The following is a 21,885-nucleotide window of genomic DNA, read 5'->3' as shown; positions in this document are numbered from 1 at the left end:
AAAATACATATGATAGTTGAATTGATTCTGATTCAATTAAGACTTTTTGATCAGAAACAGCGCAGGTCTGTTTTATATGTTGACATGAAAAAACCCCTTCCAATGGAAGGGGTTGAGCGCCATACTAGATTAGCGTTTATTGCGGTTACGTAAGAACGTTGGAATGTCCAGCGTATCATCGCTTGATTGTGTATTTTGTCTCGGTTGAGATGATGGCTGTTGATGTTCCTCACGCTTTACTTCACGCTTTTGAGGAATGGATTGATTTTGCTTTAATCCTTGTCCTAATGGATTTCTTTGTGATTTTGTCACTTCTGGCTCTTGCTCGATAAATCCAGTAGCGATTACCGTCACCACAATTTCATCCTTCAGGTTATCATTAATGACAGAACCGAAGATCATGTTTACATCTTCATCAGATGCTGAAGCAACAATATCCGCTGCTTCTTGTACTTCATAAAGACTTAGGTTCGTACCACCCGTAATGTTCATGATGACGCCTTGTGCACCATCGATCGCAGTTTCTAGAAGTGGTGAAGAAATGGCCTTCTTCGCTGCTTCAGCAGCACGGTTTTCACCTGTTGCGACACCAATACCCATAAGAGCAGAACCTTTATTGGACATGATTGTTTTCACGTCAGCAAAGTCAAGGTTAATCAGACCTGGTGTTGCAATCAAATCGGAAATCCCTTGAACACCTTGTCTAAGCACGTTATCTGCTGCACGGAATGCTTCAAGCATTGGCGTGTTTTTATCAACAATTTCAAGCAAGCGATCGTTTGGAATCACGATTAATGTGTCAACTGCTTCTTTCATAGAAGCGATTCCTTCAACTGCTTGAAGTTGACGCTTTCTACCTTCAAATGTGAAAGGACGGGTGACGACTCCAACTGTCAACGCACCAGAATCTTTTGCGATTTTTGCAATGACAGGTGCAGCACCCGTACCAGTTCCACCGCCCATACCAGCTGTAACGAAGACCATGTCTGCGCCTTTTAGTACTTCTTCAATCTGTTCTTTGCTTTCCTCAGCAGCCTTTTTACCGACTTCAGGATTCGCACCTGCTCCAAGCCCTCTTGTCAGCTTAGCACCGATTTGCATTTTAGTTTCTGCTTTTGATAGATTTAATGCCTGTGCATCTGTATTGACTGCAATAAAATCGACACCTTGTACGTCATTTTCGATCATTCGGTTGACAGCGTTATTTCCGCCTCCACCTACTCCGATTACTTTAATTGATGCTAGGCCGTCTATATTTGTTTCAAACTCCAACATGCTGAATCCTCCTAATCCGTCGAAAATCTAATTCTATTCCCAGAACATATTAAATAGTTTTTTCATTTTGCCCGGTTTTTTATTTGTCTCTTGTTGTGCTTTTTGTTTCACTTTCGGTCTTGGCTGCGCTTCTTTCACTTGTGGTGCAGAAGAAACCGGCTCCATGGATGCGCCTACTTCATGAAACGCCTCATCCGGCATTTGGAATCCAACCTGTCTGCCTTGAATCTTTGCATTGCGATAAGCAAAGTGGATCAGACCAACTCCTGTCATATATTGAGGCTCTCTCACCCCGATATAATTCGGACTTGCAATCCTGACATTGTTTTGCAAGACTGTTTGTGCTAGAGAAAGGATACCTGGTATGGCTGCCTGTCCGCCTGTTAGAACGAATCCACCAGGCAAGTCATGGACACCCATATTTCTTAATTCCTCTGCCACAAAGAGCAGGATTTCTTCCAGCCGTGCTTCAATAATGTTAGCCGCTTCAAGCTGAGTAAACGTTTGTTTTTGATCGGTACCGATGACAGAAACTTCAAATGTTTCCTCAGCCGATGCCTCATCATAAAACGCATGCCCAAATTGTTTTTTGATTCGTTCAGCTTCTTCAGTCGAAGTTCTAAGTCCTATAGACAAATCTTTTGTAATGTTCTCTCCGCCCAAAGGGATACTGTGAGTAGAATAGAGATGCCCGTTTTCAAATACGGATATCGTTGTAGATCCGCCGCCAATATCGACAAGAGCTACCCCTAGATTTTTTTCGTCTTTCGATAATGCTGCTGAGCCCGATGCGAGTGGCTGCAAGCAAATATCCATAATTTCAATTCCAGCTCTTTCTACACATCGGAGCCAGTTATGTAGAATCGTTTTAGAGCCTGTAATTAACGATCCATCCACCTCTAGCCGAACGCCAAGCATTTTTTTCGGATCTGTGATCTCATCTCTTCCGTCAACGATAAATTGTCTCGGAATTACGTCGAGGACGAGATGTTCTTGAGGAATAGATACTACTTGTGCAGCATCTAAGACACGTCTCACATCTTCAGCATGTATTTCTTTGTTCTCACTAGATACTGCGACCACGCCGCTCGTATTCTGAATATGAATGTGGTTTCCGTTAATTCCGACAATCGCCTTTTGTAAAGGAAAACCTACCATTCTCTCAGCCTGTTCAAATGCTTGTCTAATAGAATGAACTGTCTCATCTATATCAACAATCGATCCTTTTTTTAACCCCTCAGAAGGGACATTTCCAACACCTATAATGTTAAGCGAATCATCCGCCATTTCTCCGACGATGACTTTTATATTGGATGTACCGATGTCAAGGCTGACGTAAATTTCATTGTTGTTCATTCTATGGCACCTCCTCACATATCAATACTTTCTATTCTATTATTTGCTGAACAACAATACAATGAATGTGTTTTTACAAGTGTGTAACAAAACTTAAAAAATCAACATTTTTTATTAGGATTACTGAAAATATTCGTTACATCATATGTATATCCTTTTTTATGACTCACTTTTTTTCTTTTTTTCTCTAGAAATTGTCCATTTTGTTAGTAGAATTCTTCGAATAACTGCTATATTTTGAAACAATCTAACGCCGAATGCAAACATTCCGACTAAGTACAAGTCTACACCAAGATGGACGCCCAGAAAAGCTAAACTTATTGCGAGTATAATATTAAAGAAGAAGCCTGATACAAACACTAGTTCATCGTATGCCCCTTGCAGATGTGCCCGGATTCCACCAATCAATGTATCAAGCGCAGCAAGTACAGCGAGGGAAAGATAGTTAGAATACTCATTCGGAATCGTAAAATTTGTTAAGAAACCGATCGCAACTCCTATGATTAAGCCCAGTACAGGAAGCCACATTAAGATTTTCCCTCCTTTACATCGTCAAGAGGCTTTAATTCGTTTAACTGAATTGCACCGTCATATGCTTTTAAATGAATTTTTTTCTTCGGTTGGCTTATACTCAAGCTGAAGTTTTCCTGAGCAAACAAATCACCAATATCTGAAACATTTAAACGGCTGTATAATTTGTCAGCCTGCTCGCTTATCATTTTAATGGTGACTTCATCACCATCTAAGCTGTAGCCATCCATTTTTGTCGTGCCATTAATATCCCGAATCACACTTGTATTGATGACACGGTGGTCATTAATGGAAATATGTTTTGCCCCAAACATATTGACTTCATTGATTAACTTTTTCAAAAGATCAGGCGGGATATTTTTCACTTCTTCTCCAGTAAGATCCTTGGAAAAGAGCTGAGAAATAACAACTTCAATCCCCTCCCCTTCCACTTCTGTCAAGCCAGCTTTTTCCTTTAACTCTTTTAACGTTTTAGTTAATTGAGCTTCTTTTGATTGATCTCCTTGATGACCATATTTTTTCAGCATCTCGTCGTATTTGTCGATTTCTTTTAGCAAATCCAATTCTTTACTTTTAGATGCAGATAAATCCTCTCTTAGTTCCCAAACATCACGAGTATCACGAACTTTGGGCTTTTGTAAAGAATTAAATTGGATGGAGACCATGATGCCGAATATGATCATTAAAGCTGTTAAACTAAGTAAAGGCTTTTTTTTCCTCAACACCACTCACCTTTTCACTTTTAATCTTTGTTTCTTAAAAGAGGATTCATATGGATATCCTTTTTTTCAATCGTCATTGAAATGTGATCACTTGTGAGCTGATCGACCACTCCTCCTGCAATATTTAAAGCAGGCATTAACACAGCTGGATCACCAATAGCAGAAATGACAAATGGTGCTGGATGCTGAACGCCATCGACTGTGACAACTGGGCCGTTACAATGTATGTAGGATTGGTGTGTGATTCTTTGTCCATTAATAGATACAGCAGAGGCTCCTGATATAAATAGTTCGTTTATCACATGAAAAATGTGGCTCTCATGCACAATGTAATTATTGACATTTTGTCCACTCGGGATATAAGATGCATCTTCAAGAGATACTTTGATCCCTTTCCCTTTTACACCGATCTCTCCTGTAAACATTCTGTATTTCTCAACATCTTCCAAAACATTAAAATACTGCTCTTTTTCATTTTTCAAATTGGACTCTGTCGCTTGCACCTTTGATTGAAGGCTATATAATTCTTTTTCAAGTTTCTGATTCGCCTTTTCCTGCTTTGTGAGCTGACTTTTCAGAGAGTATTCTTTTTTCCATTGCTCTGTCCGAATGACATCTGCCTGATGCTGCTTTGTATACTGGTATGAAAAAGAAATCAGAAAACCAAGAACAAGCATGACAATTGAGAATATAACTGTTTTGCCTCTCAACGCTCATCTTCCTTTTTCTTAGATTTAAACGCTTCAAAATACGTAGCGACTTCCATATGGATTGTCCCTTTCTCAGAAGAAGAAAGTTCTTTTAAAATGGCTGGATAGGTTTTCATTTTATCACCGAATGTTTTAATCGACGCAATCACGGTGTTCCCGTCATTCATATAAAATTTAACTAGCCACTGATTTGAATTTGTCGGCACATAATATACTTCTGAGATGAGTTCCTGAATTGAGGCTGGCAACTGATTTAAAGATCTAACGGTTTGCTTCAGCTTCTCCTTATTGTCCCAATCGACAAAAATAGGTCCCGCATGACTCGGTGTAACTTCTTCTGGTAAAGCTGTCCCATTTTCAAGAAGTTCATAATATAAGTTGCCCTTTTGAAGATACGCAATATTTGCATATTCTTTGACAGCAATACTAACCTTATTCGGGAAATGCTTTTTGATACTAACGCTTTTAATCAGTTTATTTTGTTTAATATGGTCTGCTGTTATATCTTTATTTAAATTCCAAAACTCTGTTTCGCCTTCTTTAATTTGTGAAAGTTTAACAAGCTGTTTTGTAGAGACATGCTCGTTACCCGTGATGGTTAAAGAAGAAATTTTACTGATTGGTGTCTGCAAATAAATAATAATTAGAACCATGATAAAAAACAGTAGAATAAAAGAGATCAGCCTTCGATTCGCTTTTTGCTTCCTTTGTTCTTTAATTTTAGGAATTCGCTCTTCTATATTGACGATCTTTTCATTTTCATGATCAGGCCGCATATATCATCTTCACCTCATTCAAAGCTGCTTGTCCACACCTTTGGGTCATCATTTTGATGAGAAAACAAACGGCAATCTTTCATGCCGTTTGTTTTTCTGTGATGCCATCATTTATAAAAGCTAGCTGTTAATTTGCTTCACCGATAATTTCTACTTCTGTATGCATATCTACGTTATAGTCTTCTTTAATTTTCTTTTGAATGTACTGAATTAAGTCAAGCACGTCTTGAGCAGTTGCACCACCAGCGTTGACAATAAAGTTGCCATGCATATCAGAAATTCTCGCTCCGCCAATCTGGTATCCTTTTAAATTCGCTTTTTCTACAAGCTGTCCTGCATATTCAGGCAGGGGATTTCGAAAAATACTGCCAGCACATGGTCGATTATAAGGCTGTGTTTCTTTACGATAATCTTTATTTTGCTGCATCTTTTTTGTAATCTTCTCGCGGTCATCCTGTTTTAGCTTAAACACCGCTTCAAGGACAATGCCAGGTCGTTCCTTTTGAAGAACTGAAGTTCGATAGCTAAAATTCATCTGTTCATTTGTGAGCCACTCGATGCTTCCATCTTCAAATAAGATTCTAGCTTTCACAAGAATCTTACTGATATCAGATCCATGTGCACCTGCGTTCATATAAACAGCACCGCCAATAGACCCAGGAATACCAGCTGCGAATTCCAATCCTGAAAGACCTTGCTTACTAAGAGATGTCGCGAGTCTAACGACAGAATAGCCGCCGCCAACTGTAATTTCTTCATCATTTACAGTTAAGTGATCCAGTCCAGCGCCTAACTTGAGGACAACACCGCGTATCCCCTTATCAAGTACAAGTAAATTCGAACCTCTTCCGATAACCGTCCAATTCACATGATGTTTTTTCACTTGATCCATGATCGTTTGAACTGCATCAATATCTTTAGGGATGATCAATAGATCTGCTGGTCCCCCTATTTTCATTGTTGTATGATTAGCAAGCGGCTCATTTTCAAGTACTTTACCAACCTGCGCTTCTAATAATTCATTCTTCAAGTTCTCCATATTACCCTCCGCCTTACCTATTATCATTCCATCATGTAGTCGTAATTTCTTTTAACACATTATATAAACGTGTAGCCGCATCTGGTACGCCTAGTTCTTTCGTTAGACGGCTCATTTCGTTGAGTTTTTCTTCATTACCGGCAATTTCATCAATGGCATGCAGCAGACGATCTCCCGAAAGCTCTGATTCTCTTAAAACAATCGCAGCATCGTGTTTTTCAAGTGATCTTGCATTGATCTCCTGATGATTTGCCGTCACGTACGGACTCGGAATAAAAATGGTTGGAATCCCAAGAGCTGTTACTTCAGCAATTGTAGTGGCTCCAGCTCTTGCAACAATCACATCGATCGATTTGAGGTACTCCGGCATTTGATGCAAGAAAGGTTTTGTGATCATATTAGGTGCTGCACCTTTTTCATTTAGCTCATGCAACACTTTTTCATAATGAACATCACCTGTGATATATAAAAGCTGGTAGTTCTTAGCTTTTAATTCATCTTGCATTTCAATCACTGCTCTATTAATAGGGGCAGCACCTCGGCTCCCGCCAAAAATAAGAACCGTTTTTTTCTTTTCATCCAGCCCAAATTCTTTAAGAGATTTCCCCTCTTTTATAGAGACGACTTCAGAGGCTCTAGGGTTTCCCGTAAATACAACCTTTTCAGAAGGAAAATGTGCCTTTGCTTCATCAAAGCAGATGGCTACCTTATTAACATATCTCGCCAGGAACTTATTTGTGATACCAGGCAAGCTGTTTTGTTCGTGTATGATAGTCGGGATTTTCAGCTTAGAAGCCGCATAAACCACCGGTCCACACACATAACCACCTGTTCCAATAACCGCATCAGGCTTGAATTCTTTTAAGTAAGATTTACTTTTCTGAACGCCCTTTAAAAATCTCATCACCGTTTTGACGTTATCAAAGGAAAGTTTTCGTTTAAAACCTGAAATTTCTATAGATTTGAAAGGAATATTTTCTCTTTCTACAATTTTCTTTTCAAGTCCATTTTCAGTACCAATATATAAAAATTCCACATCAGGATGCAGTCTTTTCACTTCTTTAATAAAAGCTAAAGCCGGATATATATGCCCACCAGTTCCGCCTCCACTAATTACTATACGCATTATACCATTTCCCCTCAATTTTTTTCTGCTCTGAACAAAGTATAAACCCTGTTTTAAACAACAGGGCTCCGTTAAAACCTGTAAAGAAGAGTCAAAAAACATGTTTTCAAAACAAAAACTGTCATTTTCACTCTTCAAATCATTTTTTTGTACTTTTGCAAAATAAACGTCAACATGGTTTCATGAGCTTCAGCACATTAATACCTAGCGTACCTGCTCACATTCAACAGTACGCCAATTGCCATTAGCATTAATGTTAGTGATGATCCGCCATAACTAAGAAACGGGAGCGTGATACCTGTCACAGGAATAAGTCCAGTGACAACTGCGATATTAATCATCACTTGAATGGCAACCATTGAAATAATACCAACCGCTAGGAAACTTCCATATAAGTCTGGGGCGCCAAGTGCTATTCGTATGCCTCTCCATAACAGAACACTGAAAAGGAGTAAAATGAGTGATCCTCCTATAAAACCAAGTTCTTCAGATAATATGGCAAAGATGAAGTCCGTTTGAGGCTCAGGTAAATAGAAGAATTTTTGTCTACTTTGACCAAGGCCCATTCCGAACAGACCACCTGGACCAACAGCGTATAAGGATTGAATGATTTGAAACCCACTGCCTAGTGGATCTTCCCAAGGATTTAAGTACGATGTAATTCGTTTTATTCGGTAGGGTGCTGATAAGACAAGTGCAGCAAACCCGCTTAGCCCTATAAGACCGAGAAATATAAAGTGCGCTATTCTCGCACCTGAAACAAATATCATAATGATACAGGTTCCAACCATTACCGTTCCTGTTCCAAGATCCGGCTGCAGCATTATGATGGCAAATGCAGAAAAGACAATGCCTAAGGCTGGAGCAAAACCTTTTCGAAAGGATGTGATATTTTTTTGTTTTTCAGATAAGAATTTTGCAAGAAACGCAATCATCGCAAGCTTCATAAACTCAGAGGGCTGAATACTAAACGCACCGACACCGATCCAGCTTCTTGATCCATTTCTCTCCATACCGATACCTGGGATAAGTACTAGCAGCAAAAGGAGAAAACAAACAGCGATCAATATCTTTGACCAAGTCCGCCACGTCCAATAATCGACCCGCATAATGAAAAACATTGCGATAACTCCGATTCCGGCAAACAAAAGCTGTCTTTTTGCAAAATAAAACGAATCATCAAATTTATACGATGCCCACACAGCACTAGCGCTGTACACCATAATTAAACCAATCGTCAATAAAAGTAACGTAATGACAACAAGCAAAAAATCCGGAGAAGTTTTCTTATTCGTCAAGAGACCGACACCCCAAGCATAATTTCATTTGGGCTGTCAGTCATATGAGAGACAAGCCCTTATTTAAGCATATGCACGGCGTTTACAAACATGTCTCCACGTTCTTCAAATGTTTTATGTTGATCCCAGCTTGCACAAGCCGGTGATAATAAAATCACGTCTTCTTCTTCAGATATGTTAAACGCCGCAGGTACTGCTTGTTCAACATTATCGACATGTTTTACGTGATGTATTCCAAGCTCTTCACCAAGCTTCACAAACTTAGGTGCAGTCTCACCAAATGTAATGATTCCTTTTACATGTTTCATGAAAGGCTTCAATTCATCAAATTCATTGCCACGATCAAGTCCGCCCGCTAATAAAATGGTCGGCTGCTCGAAGGCTGACAATGCTTTACTTGTTGCCAGTATATTTGTTGCTTTACTATCGTTATAAAATGTCCGACTCTGAATGGTATCTACAAATTGCAGACGATGCTTCACTCCACCAAATGTCGTGAGAACGTGTACGATCGCTTCATTTGAGCAGCCTGCATTTTTCACAGCACAAATAGCTGCCAAAATGTTTTCTTGGTTATGCTCACCAGGAAGGACAACATCCTTTACATCAATAATATGTTCATTCATGTAGTAAATTGCACCTTGTTGAATAGACGCACCATGTTCTACGGGCTCTTTCACTGAGAAAAACACTTTTTTTGCTTTTGAACCTTCTGCCAGTTTTACGACTGATGAGTCATCCAAGTTAATTACAGCTATGTCATCTTCATGTTGATGGGCGTATACTTTTTGTTTTGCTTTTTCATATTCATCACGAGTGTGGTGATAGTCTAAATGTGCATCAAAAATATTTAAAATTAAGCTGATTTTTGGTCTGAATTCAACAGTTCCCATTAACTGAAAAGAAGAAAGCTCCGTTACGATCCATTCGTCACCAGCTGCGTTTGCAGCGACTTCGCTGGCAACTGTTCCAATATTACCTGCCACTAATGTTTTTTGGCTGTCTTTTTTCAGCATTTCGTAAATCAATGTTGTAGTCGTCGTTTTTCCATTTGATCCGGTAATCCCAATAAAAGGAGATGAGGTCAAATGATACGCTAATTCTATTTCCGTCCAAACCGGGATTTGACGGCGAAGTGCTTCTTGAACCATCACATTTTCATAAGGAATCCCTGGATTTTTAATTAAAATCGTAATTTCTTTCTCATCGAATATACGAAGCGGATGGCTGCCACAAACGACATCAATCCCCTTTTCAGAAAGGAGCTGAGCAGGTTTGTTTTCTTCAAACGGTTTTTGATCATTTACCGTCACATTTATTCCATGTTCATGAAGAATTGAAGCTGCCGCATATCCGCTTTTTGCAAGACCTAATACAAGTACTTGTTCGTTTTTTAACCTTTGCATCCTATTCAATTATAACCACACCTCGATGTAAATTCCTAAAACAGCAAGCAATAAGCCAGCCGTCCAGAAGGTGACAACTACTCTCCACTCAGACCAGCCAACTAACTCATAGTGGTGGTGCAGCGGGCTCATCTTAAAAATTCTTTTTCCGGTTGTTTTAAAGGAGATGACTTGAAGGATAACGGATAACGTTTCAACAACAAATACTCCCCCAATAATGACAAGTAAAATTTCAAGCTTCGTTAAAATGGCAATGGCCACGATGGCTCCACCTAAAGCTAGCGACCCTGTATCACCCATAAATACTTTTGCAGGGTGCGCATTAAAGACAAGGAAACCAAGGACAGCACCTGCTACTGCTACTGAAAAGATCGCCACATCGTATTGAGATTGATTCCAAGCCAGAATAGCAAAAGCTCCGAAAGCGATAGCAGCGGTTCCAGATAGTAGACCATCCAGCCCATCCGTTAAGTTCACGGCATTAGAACCTCCGACAAGCATGAAAACGACGAGGATAAAGTAAGCCCATCCTAAATCAAAGCTGATATCTGTTCCTGGAATGCGAATTGTTGTTGCGAACTCATAATAATGGAAAACTGCATAAAAGATCACAGCGATCACAATTTGACCGATTAATTTCTGTTTCGAAGTTAATCCAAGATTTCGCTTCATCGCTACTTTAATATAATCATCTAAAAATCCTAATAAGCCGTAGCCAAGTGTGACAAATAACAGTAAAAACATTTCTGGACTAATCTCAGAAAATTTATTGATCATCACAATTGTTGTTATCGTGATAGAAAGGATAATCATAATTCCGCCCATTGTCGGAGTACCAGATTTCTTTTGGTGAGACTGCGGGCCTTCTTCTCTAATACTTTGACCAAATTTAAGTCTTCTTAAAAACGGAATAAAAATCGGGGATAAAAGAACACTGATTAAAAATCCCATTATGATTGTAAACAATATCACCTGTTCAAGCATCGTTCTTTACTCCTTCCGAATTTCCAAAGCCGTTTTCCATCAGAAAATTGCATTCATTATTATGGTATTCATTCGCGTTCTTCGTATGTTGTTTTTGTACAAAATGCTTCATTTCATTACACTCTTTTCATCATATTAAGATTTGTTTAAGTCTAAAATAGCGTCAACAGCAACCTTTGCATCATCAAAGTCGTAAACTTGATCGCCAATGATTTGATATGTCTCATGGCCTTTTCCGGCGATTAAGACGGTATCACCCTTTTTCGCATTGGCAATCGCAAAAAAGATGGCCTGTTTTCGATTCACAAAGCTATGATAATATGCGTCTGGCACACCATTTTCCATATCTTTTAAGATAGAGGATGGATCTTCACTTCTTGGGTTGTCTGATGTAAAAACAGGTTCATCTGCATATTTCACAGCGATTTGGGCCATTTGAGGGCGCTTTGTTTTATCACGGTCGCCTCCGCAGCCAACTACACAGAAAATTTTGCCCTCAGTTAATTCTTTGCACGTTGTAAGGACATTTTCTAAGCTGTCAGGTGTATGCGCGTAATCGACGATGACAGGGAAATCTTGATCACAGTTTACAAGTTCAAATCTGCCTTTGACTCCTTCAAGCTCTTCAATCGCACTAACGATCGTCTCAAACGATAAGCCAGATACGATCCCGACTGATACAGCTGCCAAAATATTATACACATTGAACTTTCCAATAAGGGCAACCGTCACATTCTTGGTGCCGATTGGCGTGACCAAATCAAATTGCGTTCCCTTCGGCTTGATTTGAATATTCTTTGCCATGACATCTGCTTCTTGCTCCAAGGCATACGTCATGACTTCAGCAGCTGTCACTTTTTCAAAATGACTTGAAGCTTCATCATCTGCATTTAAAATAGCATGCTTGGGTTTATCGTGATGAAAGGCGCTTCCAAGTTGAGAAAACAGCAAGCTTTTCGCGTGTTTATATTCTTCCATTGTGTTGTGGTAGTCAAGATGATCCTGCGTAAGGTTTGTGAAAACAGCAATATCATAATCACATCCATGAACCCTGCCAAGATGGAGTGCATGTGATGATACTTCCATGATGGCTGTGTCTACATCTTGATCAAGCATACGTTTAAACGTTTTCTGAAGGGTGACACTTTCAGGAGTGGTGTTTTTCACGTCGAGAATGTCATCATTCACTTTCATATACATCGTACCGATTAAGCCTGTTTTCTTCTCAGCTTTTCTCATCACTTGTTCAATCATATGTGTTGTTGAAGTTTTTCCGTTTGTTCCTGTGATCCCGATGAGATTCAGCTGATGAGTGGGCTGTCCGTAAAACGCATCAGCAATTCTTGCAAGTGCTCTTTGAGAGTGTTTCACAATAATGACTGGTACATCTGTTATGTTAAGAGGGTGTTCTGCTACAATGGCTACAGCCCCGCTTTCCACCGCTTTTTCAGCATAATCGTGTCCATCTACTGTATAGCCTTTTATACAGACAAAAAGGCTTCCATTTTTCACTTCTCTTGAATCCATTTCAATGGAAGTAATATCAGGATTTTCGTTGATTGATTCGTTGTTTTCGCTTTTAAAGTATGTAAGGAGTTCTTGTAATTTCATTTTCATATCAAACCTCTCAAATTCGTTCACGTGCATGTCTTGTGAAAAAAACACACAGTCTATATTTTATCGTAAAAAAAAGGATACATCCAGCGTATTCCTTAAGTTTCTGTTGGAAAAAACACACTTTAGGCTCTTTTTTTTAAACGGTCCTTCTCTTTCAACAAAAAGAGGCAGCCGAATGAGTGCGGCTACCCTCTTTTCATTCTTTATTATTCATCGTTTAAGTATAATCTGATCGTGGAGCCTTCTTTGACCTTGGTTCCAGCAGCCGGCGATTGTTTCACTACTTTACTGCCAGTTCCTGAGGCATCGATCTTAAGGTTGATCAAGAGGGATTCAAGATCTGAAACAGATCCTCCTACAAGATTCGGTACTTCAATGGTTTTTGTGTCCAGCCACTGGTACTTCTTTTCAATTTGTCCTTTTCTTTTTTTTACACCCATCTCAGGCAAGCTGTCTCGCATAATATGGCCAACAATTGGTGCAGCAACAGTACCACCAAATTGAATGGTGCCTTTTGGGTTATCCACAGCCACATAGACAACAATACTTGGGTCATCAGCAGGTGCAAATCCGATAAACGACACAATGTGGTTATTCTCCATATACTTTCCGTCCTTTACCTTCTGAGCGGTTCCTGTTTTTCCTCCGACCCGATACCCTTCAACAAATGCATTTCGGCCCGTCCCTTGGGCGACTACACTTTCAAGGGCATATCTGATTTCTTTAGACGTTTCTGCTGAAATGACTTTCTTTTTGGCAATCGGTGATTGCTTTTTCACAACCTCTTTTGTGATTGGATCTATCCATTCTTTTGCAATATAAGGCGTATAAAGTGTCCCGCCATTTACCGCAGCTGCTACTGCAGCTACTTGCTGAATTGGCGTAACAGATACACCTTGGCCAAAGGCAGTTGTCGCCTGCTCTACAGGACCTACACGATCAAGCGGAAACAAAATCCCCCGTCCTTCTCCTTGAAGGTCGATTCCTGTTTTTTGTCCAAAACCGAAGTTCTTAATATAGGAAAATAATTTATCTTTCCCAAGACGGTCTCCTAGCTCTACAAAGCCTGGGTTACAGGAGTTTTGAACCACTTCCAAGAATGACTGTGATCCGTGTCCGCCTTTTTTCCAGCACCTAAGCCTTGCACCATCAACAGTCACAGATCCGCTGTCAAAAAAATGATCGCGTTTTAAATTGACTTTCTTCTCTTCTAATGCCGCTGCAAGTGTGATAATTTTAAATGTCGATCCTGGTTCATAAGTGCTCCACACCGGTAGATTTCGGTTAAATACTTTCGGGTCAACTGATTGATAGTCGGCTGGATCAAAATCAGGTCTGCTTGACATCCCTAACACTTCACCATTTTTCGGATTCATCGCAATTGCAATCATTCCATCTGGGTTATACTTTGCCTGCGCATTGTCCAATTCCCGTTCTATGATGGTTTGTACTTTTGAATCGACTGTTAATTTCATATCAAGACCATCTTTAGGCGGTGTATAATCATCGGCTTCATCTGGCATTTTCTGCCCTTTTGCATCTGAATAAAATTTCACAGAGCCTTTTTCGCCTTTTAGATCATCGTCATAGTAGGCTTCCAGTCCCAGTAATCCTTGATTATCGATACCAGCAAAGCCCAGCACATGAGAAAGAAAGCTGCCAAACGGATAATGTCTGATGCTGTCCTCTGCTACATACACGCCTTCTAAATCAAGCTCTCTTACTTCTTTTGCTTTTTCATGAGATACCTTTCTGCCCTCAGGAGAAATTCGTTCAATTGATGTTTTCTTCGTGACATGCTTGTACGCTTTCTCTTCAGACATATTCAGCACTGCTGCCAGTTTTTTGCTTGTTTCTGCGGGATCTTTAATTTGCCGGGGGACGACCAAAATAGACGGGGCACTTTTGTTCGTCGCAAGCTCCACCCCATTCCGGTCTAAAATATCTCCCCGTTCCGGCTCAAATGGGAGATTCCGGCTCCACGAATCTTTTGCTAAGCTTGTTAGCTTCTCCCCCATAATAAACTGTACATATCCTAATCTAGTATCTATGATGAAAAAAATGATCACCCCAAACAGCAGCACGAAAAGCAATCGTTTTCTCACGGTTACACTTGACACTCGCACGCCCGGTTCCTCCTTACATATGGCTTACTTTCATCATATGCGGGCCCGTCCTTTTGTAGAACGCTGCGTGAAATTCTGCAAAAGCAAAAGAAAAAACCTAGCAAGTGGTTTGCTAGGTTGTTCAAGTTAACTTGGGCTTTTAAATGTCACAGTGACAACTTTGTCTGAAATCTCCGCTCCGCTTTTGACGCTTTGTTTGACGGCATATCCTTGTCCATTTGTTTCAATATGCACACCGGAAATGGATGCATATTGAAGGACTTCCCTTCTGGACCACCCTGTCATATCAGGCATCTTAATGGTTTTCCCTGCTGTTTTTAAGAAGACTTTCTGGCTTTCAGAGAATTCAGATCCTGCACTTGGCCACTGGCGTTTTATAGACAGGCCGTCTCCAATGACAACAGGCGTTAAGTTTTTCTTTTTGGCTTCGGTTTCAGCCTGCTTCACTTCTAAATCTAGGAATGAAGGCATGGTTTCTTGTTTCAACTTCTGTTCGCCTGATTTTTTATCATCTGTTTTTGTTGGAGCAATATTTAAATATAGCAGACTATTTTTCATCACAGGGTTAAAGATTTGAGAAACCGGCGCAGAGCCTGTTTCTGTTTCAGAGAGCTGCGGCTGCTGTACCGCCACATAGACGAGTAGCTTCGGATCATCTTTTGGCGCCATCCCCATAAATGAAAAGACGTAATCGTTTCGTCCTTGGAGGTAACCGCCGGCACCGCCAATTTGTCCTGTCCCTGTTTTCCCAGCAACATCGAATCCTTTGATTTGATATGGCTGACCTGTTCCAATTTTCGAGGAAACAACCTCACCTAAAATCTCACGAACTTGTTTCGCTGTATCAGATGAAATCGGCTTTCCTGCTACTGTTGGTTCGTGCTGCAAAATCGTTTTGTTTGTGTTCGGGTCTGTAATATGGTCAATGACATATGGCTTCATCATAGTTCCGCCGTTAGCAATCGCTGTTGCTGCTTCGATTTGCTGAATCGGTGTAATGGCAGACGCTTGACCATAAGCCGTCGATGCTTTGTCATATTCGTATCTATAATTGATTTTACTAGACGCTTCGTTCGGCAAGTCGATACCCGTTTTGTCATAGAAATGGAACTTCTGTAAATATTGTTCGTAACGCGTGAAGCCTAGTTTTTCTTTTGCCAGCTTTGCAAAAGCGACGTTTGACGAACGAAGAACTCCTTCATGAAAATCAATTTTCCCCCAACCGTTTCCGTTGTTGTGGTCTCTTACAAGGCCTCCGCCTACTTTAAAAGTACCAGATTGATATTTGTCATTGCCTTGGTAGACTCCTTCTTGGATCGCAGCAGCGAGGGTAAAGATCTTCATCGTTGAACCTGGTTCAAACGCATATGAAATGACATCATTGTTATAATTCGTAATGTCTAGTTCATTTAAATTAAAACTCGGTCGCTGCCCCATCGCGAGCACCTTACCAGTTTTCGGATCAACGACTGTGGCAATGATTTTCTTCGGCTTATACTTTTTGGCAACCTGCGTCATACTTTCTTCAAGAAATGCTTGGATTTTCTGATCGATGGTCAGCGTGACATTTTTCCCATCCTTTGGAGCAACAATGTCTTCTTTACTATTCGGCAAAGCCCATCCGCTTCTGTCACTGTTATATGTAACATAGCCATCTTTTTCTTTTAAAAATTTGTTGAGTGCCTTCTCAAGTCCCATTGCACCTGACATGTCTTTTGTCGCCTCGTCTAACCTTGCATAACCGATCAGGTTAGAAGCAAACATGCCGTTTGGATAATATCGCTTTGTGTCTTTTTCAAATGCGATCCCTGGAAGCTTTAGCTTTTCAATCTTTTCTTTTGTTGAAAAACTAATATCCTTCCCAGCTTTTCCAAATTCCACTTGGAACGCATCCTTTGTATTAAGACGCTTTAAAATTTCACTTTCACTCATATCAATGACTTTCGAGAGCTCTTTTGCCGTCTTTTCTTTATCGACGACATGCATTGGGTGCTTTGGATCCACTGTCATTTTTTTGCTCATGACGGCAATAAGCTTATACACAGATGTATCCTCAGCAATCACATTTCCATTTCGATCTAGAATGGAGCCTCTTTTCGCTTCAAGCGTTTTCTTCGATTGATATTGTTCATTCGCCTTGGCGGCTAACACTTGTCCATCAACCGTTCCTGTAATCTGAATATAAATAAAACGTGCTAGGATGATAAAGAAAAACAGGGCGAAGCAAATACTCGCAATTGCCGCGCCTCTGTTCATCATTTTATTCTTTTTAGGCATCGCCATGTTAATCGACCTTCTTAACATCTTTCGAAATCGTTAAACCTGCTTTTTTCGCAGCATCAATGATTCTTTCTGGTTCACTCAGCAAGTCTTTTTCCTTTTGAAGCTCAGTGATTTTCTTCGATTCTAAAGATACTTGCTGTTCTAATTTCTGTACTTCGATATTTGCGTGATAGACAGCAAAGGCTTTCGAAATGATGAGAATGGAGCTACACGTAAGAGCCATGACAAACATGACAAGTAAGATTTTTTCACCAAGTGTGATAGAACCTCTTCTTTTAATGACAACTGATTGGCCTTGCTGCTCTGTTTGATGTTGCTTCACTTCTCTTTGGTAAGCCAAATTACTCATAAGAAACCTCCTTTTTATCATCGTCTATGGTGTCGTTTTACTTTTTTTCTGCAATTCGGAGCTTCGCTGAACGGGCACGGTTGTTATGTTCCAGCTCTTGTTCTGATGCAACGATCGGTTTTCTCGTGATCAGCTTCAGCTTTGGTTCAAGTCCTTCTGGAATCACTGGTAGTCCGTGCGGAAGTTCTGGAAGAGAAGACATTTCTTTAAATGTACTTTTACAAATCCGGTCTTCAAGTGAATGGAATGTAATGACAGAAATTCTCCCCTTCGGATTGAGTAACTCTATTGCTTGTTCTAGTGCTTCTTCAAATACTTTCAATTCATCATTTACGGCAATTCGGATCGCTTGAAACACTCTTTTTGCTGGATGTCCGCCAGTTCGTCTTGCAGGTGCCGGAATCCCTTCTTTGATAATGTCAACAAGCTCACTCGTTGTTTCAATTGGCGCTTGTTTTCTTGCTTGTTCAATTTTGCGTGCGATTTGCTTGCTGAATTTTTCTTCCCCATATTTGTAGAAAATCCGAACTAGATCTTCAAATGGCCATTCATTCACCACTTGTTTTGCCGATAATGCGGCTGATTGATCCATTCGCATATCAAGAGGTGCATCGTGGTGATAACTAAAGCCTCTTTCTGGCGTGTCAAGCTGAGGAGATGAAACCCCAAGGTCAAAAATCACCCCGTCTACGCTTGTAATACCTTGTTCATTCAGACGCTCTTTTAAATATCGGAAGTTGCTTTTTATGAAAAGAATGTTCGCTTTAGAATCCGCGAGCTTCTCTCTTGCATGATCCAGTGCAGCATCGTCTTGGTCAAATCCAATCAATGTTCCTTTTTCTGATAATTGAGATAGTAAATATGAGCTATGACCTGCTCCGCCTAGCGTGCAGTCCACATATGTACCGTCTTCTTTGACGTTTAAACCGTCAACTGTTTCTTTTAATAATACTGTCTCATGTTGAAACATGATGTTATGGTCCCACCTTTTTCAAATAGAAATGAATGTGTAGAAAGCTTGCTGCACAAGGGATTATTATATATCAAATCCAATCATGTTTTCAGCAATTTCAGCAAAAGAATCTTCTTGCTCTTCTGTATATTGTTCCCAGATCGACTTACTCCACAACTCAATTCGATTTGAAACGCCGATGACCACACATTCTTTTTCGAGTTTTGCATATTGGAGTAGGTTTGATGCGATGTTAATACGCCCCTGCTTGTCCAGATCGCATTCGACTGCGCCAGAGAAGAAGAACCGGGTAAACGCACGTGCATCTTTTTTCGTTAGCGGTAATGCTTTGAGCTTCTCTTCAATTAGTTTCCACTCACTCATAGGGTAGCCAAATAAACATTGATCAAGCCCTCTCGTCAGCACAAACTGTTCTCCGAGACCGTCTCTAAATTTAGCAGGGATGATCATGCGCCCTTTTGTATCAATCGTATGTTGGTATTCACCCATGAACATGATAATCAGAGCCCCACTTTCTCACCCTTACTCTCCACTATCCACCACTTCTCTCCACAAAACTTATTTTACACTGTTTCCACATAAAAAAAAACCCTGAACTAGTCAGGGTTCATTAAAACTTTATTTCATAGTTTGACAATTTGTTGCTTGTTTTGAAATGAAAATGGCAGATTTTTGAACGTTTTGAAGAATTCTGGACCATATTTGTTTAAAAAGTACATGATATTCCAAATTCTTTCTTGCGGGGCATCTAGTGGTTTTAAACTATTTTCAATCCGTTCAAAGTCCCGAAGGATATATCCTTCTTTTTCTTCCACACGCTGCGCCACCTTTTGATAAACAAACTGAAGCTGGTCTTCGATAAATTTGGCATTTTTATCTAGTAGCTGCTCGAAGTTTGGTTCAATCTCCAGTGCTTCTTGTCTCATCACGCTATGGACACTCTCTAATTCACGCTTCGCCTGTTCAACCGCTTGAACAAAGCTGTCTGGAAGGCTTTGCTGAAAGTGAGCCTCTTTCTTTTCTTTTACTCCGCTTGTCAGCACTTCTTCTAGCGACAGTTCTCTTACCGGTAGTTTCTTGTCAATATGCCTTTCAAGAATGGTCACATGCAGTCTCGGAAGAACAGGTGCCATCTTTAATTTAAAATGCTCAAAGATTCCTTTCAGCTCTCCCCAATAGTTGACTTCGCCGTGCCCTGCCATAAAAGCAAGTGTCGGGAGAAGGGTTTCCTGCATCAGGGGGCGTGTGACCACATTGTTGCTAAATCGTTCTGGGTGCTCCTCGACTTCCTGCAGAAGCTCTTCCTTTGTCCATGTAAGCCCCACTTCTGAAATAGAAAACTGGCCGTTCTCTTTTTCAATGAGGAAACGTTCCTCATCATATTCGTAAAACAGGTTCGCCTGATGATCACCAGCTTCAATGATTGGCTGATATCCTGCTCGTTTCATAGCAGCCTGCGTGTCATTTAAGTGAGCAGTAACCGAATCATTTGTCTCAACAATGTGCTTGAATAACGCACGCTCAAGTGGTTTGGCACCTAAGTCGCCTGAATTAAATAAGAGCAGTCCATCTTCTTCAAAGAGGCCCGCAACCATCCATTCAAAGAAATCAGTAAACGTTTGTGATTTGCGTAAACATCGAAGAAGCTGATCAAACAAATCATTGGTATACTCAGATTCTTCATACGTTGAAAACACATCACGGAGCCATTTCTCAGTTTTTTCTTGATCCAGTGGTGTTCTTTTCGCAGCCGCTTTTTTGACGTTATGTAATGACAGTTTTTGTTTAACTGGACCTTTTTCGCCAGACGTGTACACAAAATTAATTTCATCTACGTCATGATCCTCGCCGGCTACCCAAAAGACCGGAATCACAGGGACCGAAAGCTCTGCTTCTTTTTCTTTTGCAAACTGAAGGATGGATATGATTTTATGTATGGTATAAAGCGGTCCTGTTAATAGACCCGCCTGCTGTCCTCCAACCACCATGACACTCCGTTCATCACGGATCTTTTCAATGTTCTGCCGCATGGCTGCCGATTCAAACTTTGCGTGGTATGCGCTCATATAATCCGCTAAAGCCTCACGCGGGAAGCTCGTTTCCATGAGATCGTCGTATCTCTTTTTCCATGTATGCTCAGAATGTATATCATAATCAAAAAAAGCCGTCATCTCTTTTTTTTCTTCTATATAATCACGTATGAATAAATTCTGACTTCGGATGGAAAGTTCAGTCAATTGCATGTTTAGAACTTCCTTTCTTCAATAAATAGTTAGTTTCCCGAAAAAGTATAGCATGTAAATGAGCTCACTCAAAAGATTTTGTTTGCTTTTTTTCCAATACTTCCAAACTTCGATGAAAGAAAGTCAGATGCGGCGCCGCAATGCCTTGAGCTTGAGCCTTTTTTAAAAGGTAGCCAATGATGGCTTTTCTTTCGGTTTGGCGGCCTTTCACGATATCTTGAAGCATAGAAGACTGATTATCAGCCGTTTTCTCGCAAATAGAAACCACATGAAGCCAGAGTCGTTCTTTTTCAGACAAGCTCAAGATGGATACCGCTTCTTCAAATGCACATGTCATCATGTGTTCATATGAGGGATTTGCGATCAATTCCCCGTTTTTCACATGCAGTAAAGCAGTCAGCGGGTTAATACAAACATTGACAAGCAGTTTTTCCTCCAGCACCCTTTTCCATTCATCCGTATAGATCATCTGAAAATGAGATACTGACTCATTTAATACATTTTTTATATCAGCTGTTTCCTCATGATGAAATGCCCCCCACTTAATGACACCAATACCTGTATGGCTCACTTCATGGTCAGACACCTTCATAGCCCCGTGCTCTACCACACCTATATATAAAGAATGGTCTGTTTTCCAATTCTCCAGATCTAATAAATGAGCCATTCCGTTTTGTAAAAATAAGATACGCTGAGGAGGTAATGTCGATAGTTTATCGAGTACATCTTGCAAATGATGATATTTCACCGTCACGATAAGTAAATCAAATACTCCTGTTATTCCAGCCTGAGCATGAACAGCCGCTTGAACTGTTTCTCCTTTTACGATTCGCTTGATGCCTGATGCTCGAATCTCTTCTGCTTGTTCGTTTCTTCTTGTAAAGACTGTGATGTCATGATGCTGTGATAAGTAACTAGCACAAAGCAGACCAATCGCCCCGCCGCCAACGATTCCAATGTTCAACTGCCACACTTCCCTTTTTCTGTTTACTTCATCCTGTTCACTATTTTAACAGGTTCATGTCTTGATGCAAAAAGCAGATAGCGCACTACGATTGAATTTTTTTAATT

At 40.3% G+C, this 21,885-nt stretch carries 19 protein-coding genes; all 19 read right to left on the bottom strand.

Going from position 1 to position 21,885, the window contains the following annotated elements:
* Positions 1–129: 129 nt before the first annotated feature.
* The 19 genes from ftsZ to C5695_RS07600 all read right to left on the bottom strand — a co-directional run bounded on the left by ftsZ (position 130) and on the right by C5695_RS07600 (position 21,778).
* Positions 130–1,275: a cell division protein FtsZ gene (gene ftsZ / locus C5695_RS07695; protein WP_003211613.1), complete on the bottom strand. Its 1,146-nt coding sequence runs from the start codon at positions 1,273–1,275 to the stop codon at positions 130–132.
* 33 nt (positions 1,276–1,308) lie between these two features.
* Complete coding sequence (ftsA, locus tag C5695_RS07690; protein WP_117730220.1) at positions 1,309–2,631, bottom strand: cell division protein FtsA; 1,323 nt, start codon at positions 2,629–2,631, stop codon at positions 1,309–1,311.
* Positions 2,632–2,790: 159 nt separating this feature from the next.
* Positions 2,791–3,159, bottom strand: coding sequence for a small basic family protein (locus tag C5695_RS07685; RefSeq protein ID WP_003210988.1), 369 nt, complete (start codon positions 3,157–3,159; stop codon positions 2,791–2,793).
* Positions 3,159–3,884: a DUF881 domain-containing protein gene (locus tag C5695_RS07680; RefSeq protein WP_117730219.1), complete on the bottom strand. Its 726-nt coding sequence runs from the start codon at positions 3,882–3,884 to the stop codon at positions 3,159–3,161. The genes C5695_RS07685 and C5695_RS07680 overlap by 1 nt, the downstream gene beginning before the upstream one ends.
* Before the next feature lie 20 nt (positions 3,885–3,904).
* The gene (locus tag C5695_RS07675; protein ID WP_117730218.1) at positions 3,905–4,594 is read right to left on the bottom strand and encodes a DUF881 domain-containing protein; all 690 of its coding nucleotides are present in this window, start codon (positions 4,592–4,594) and stop codon (positions 3,905–3,907) included.
* Complete coding sequence (locus tag C5695_RS07670) at positions 4,591–5,370, bottom strand: cell division protein FtsQ/DivIB (protein WP_117730217.1); 780 nt, start codon at positions 5,368–5,370, stop codon at positions 4,591–4,593. The genes C5695_RS07675 and C5695_RS07670 overlap by 4 nt, the downstream gene beginning before the upstream one ends.
* A 127-nt stretch (positions 5,371–5,497) precedes the next feature.
* Positions 5,498–6,409, bottom strand: coding sequence for a UDP-N-acetylmuramate dehydrogenase (gene murB / locus C5695_RS07665; protein WP_117730216.1), 912 nt, complete (start codon positions 6,407–6,409; stop codon positions 5,498–5,500).
* A 31-nt stretch (positions 6,410–6,440) separates the two neighbouring features.
* Positions 6,441–7,535: an undecaprenyldiphospho-muramoylpentapeptide beta-N-acetylglucosaminyltransferase gene (gene murG, locus C5695_RS07660; RefSeq protein ID WP_117730215.1), complete on the bottom strand. Its 1,095-nt coding sequence runs from the start codon at positions 7,533–7,535 to the stop codon at positions 6,441–6,443.
* A gap of 197 nt (positions 7,536–7,732) precedes the next feature.
* The gene (gene spoVE / locus C5695_RS07655) at positions 7,733–8,833 is read right to left on the bottom strand and encodes a stage V sporulation protein E (RefSeq protein ID WP_003212197.1); all 1,101 of its coding nucleotides are present in this window, start codon (positions 8,831–8,833) and stop codon (positions 7,733–7,735) included.
* 59 nt (positions 8,834–8,892) lie between these two features.
* On the bottom strand, positions 8,893–10,239 hold the full coding sequence (gene murD / locus C5695_RS07650) for a UDP-N-acetylmuramoyl-L-alanine--D-glutamate ligase (protein WP_233230842.1): 1,347 nt from the start codon (positions 10,237–10,239) through the stop codon (positions 8,893–8,895).
* A 9-nt stretch (positions 10,240–10,248) separates the two neighbouring features.
* Complete coding sequence (gene mraY, locus C5695_RS07645; protein ID WP_117730213.1) at positions 10,249–11,223, bottom strand: phospho-N-acetylmuramoyl-pentapeptide-transferase; 975 nt, start codon at positions 11,221–11,223, stop codon at positions 10,249–10,251.
* Positions 11,224–11,358: 135 nt separating this feature from the next.
* Positions 11,359–12,834 carry a UDP-N-acetylmuramoyl-L-alanyl-D-glutamate--2,6-diaminopimelate ligase gene (locus C5695_RS07640; protein WP_117733047.1) on the bottom strand — a complete coding sequence of 492 codons (1,476 nt, stop codon included), beginning with the start codon at positions 12,832–12,834 and terminating at the stop codon, positions 11,359–11,361.
* A gap of 212 nt (positions 12,835–13,046) precedes the next feature.
* Entirely contained in the window at positions 13,047–14,966 is a 1,920-nt protein-coding gene (locus C5695_RS07635) for a stage V sporulation protein D (RefSeq protein ID WP_117730212.1), read from the bottom strand.
* Between the two features lie 126 nt (positions 14,967–15,092).
* Positions 15,093–17,243, bottom strand: a complete 2,151-nt coding sequence (locus C5695_RS07625; RefSeq protein ID WP_222928677.1) for a penicillin-binding protein — start codon at positions 17,241–17,243, stop codon at positions 15,093–15,095.
* Positions 17,244–17,250: 7 nt separating this feature from the next.
* The gene (gene ftsL, locus C5695_RS07620; RefSeq protein ID WP_117730210.1) at positions 17,251–17,598 is read right to left on the bottom strand and encodes a cell division protein FtsL; all 348 of its coding nucleotides are present in this window, start codon (positions 17,596–17,598) and stop codon (positions 17,251–17,253) included.
* 37 nt (positions 17,599–17,635) lie between these two features.
* Positions 17,636–18,568, bottom strand: a complete 933-nt coding sequence (gene rsmH / locus C5695_RS07615; RefSeq protein ID WP_117730209.1) for a 16S rRNA (cytosine(1402)-N(4))-methyltransferase RsmH — start codon at positions 18,566–18,568, stop codon at positions 17,636–17,638.
* A gap of 66 nt (positions 18,569–18,634) precedes the next feature.
* Positions 18,635–19,066: a division/cell wall cluster transcriptional repressor MraZ gene (mraZ, locus tag C5695_RS07610; protein WP_003211163.1), complete on the bottom strand. Its 432-nt coding sequence runs from the start codon at positions 19,064–19,066 to the stop codon at positions 18,635–18,637.
* Positions 19,067–19,194: 128 nt separating this feature from the next.
* Positions 19,195–20,814 (bottom strand): bacillithiol biosynthesis cysteine-adding enzyme BshC, encoded by a 1,620-nt coding sequence (gene bshC, locus C5695_RS07605; RefSeq protein WP_117730208.1) that lies wholly within the window; start codon positions 20,812–20,814, stop codon positions 19,195–19,197.
* A 64-nt stretch (positions 20,815–20,878) separates the two neighbouring features.
* Positions 20,879–21,778, bottom strand: coding sequence for a 2-dehydropantoate 2-reductase (locus C5695_RS07600; protein ID WP_117730207.1), 900 nt, complete (start codon positions 21,776–21,778; stop codon positions 20,879–20,881).
* Positions 21,779–21,885 lie beyond the last annotated feature (107 nt).

Source organism: Bacillus pumilus, from assembly GCF_003431975.1.
GTDB lineage: Bacteria > Bacillota > Bacilli > Bacillales > Bacillaceae > Bacillus > Bacillus pumilus_N.
The sequence above is the reverse complement of the archived record's forward strand: the minus strand, read 5'-3'. Positions and strand labels throughout refer to the sequence as shown.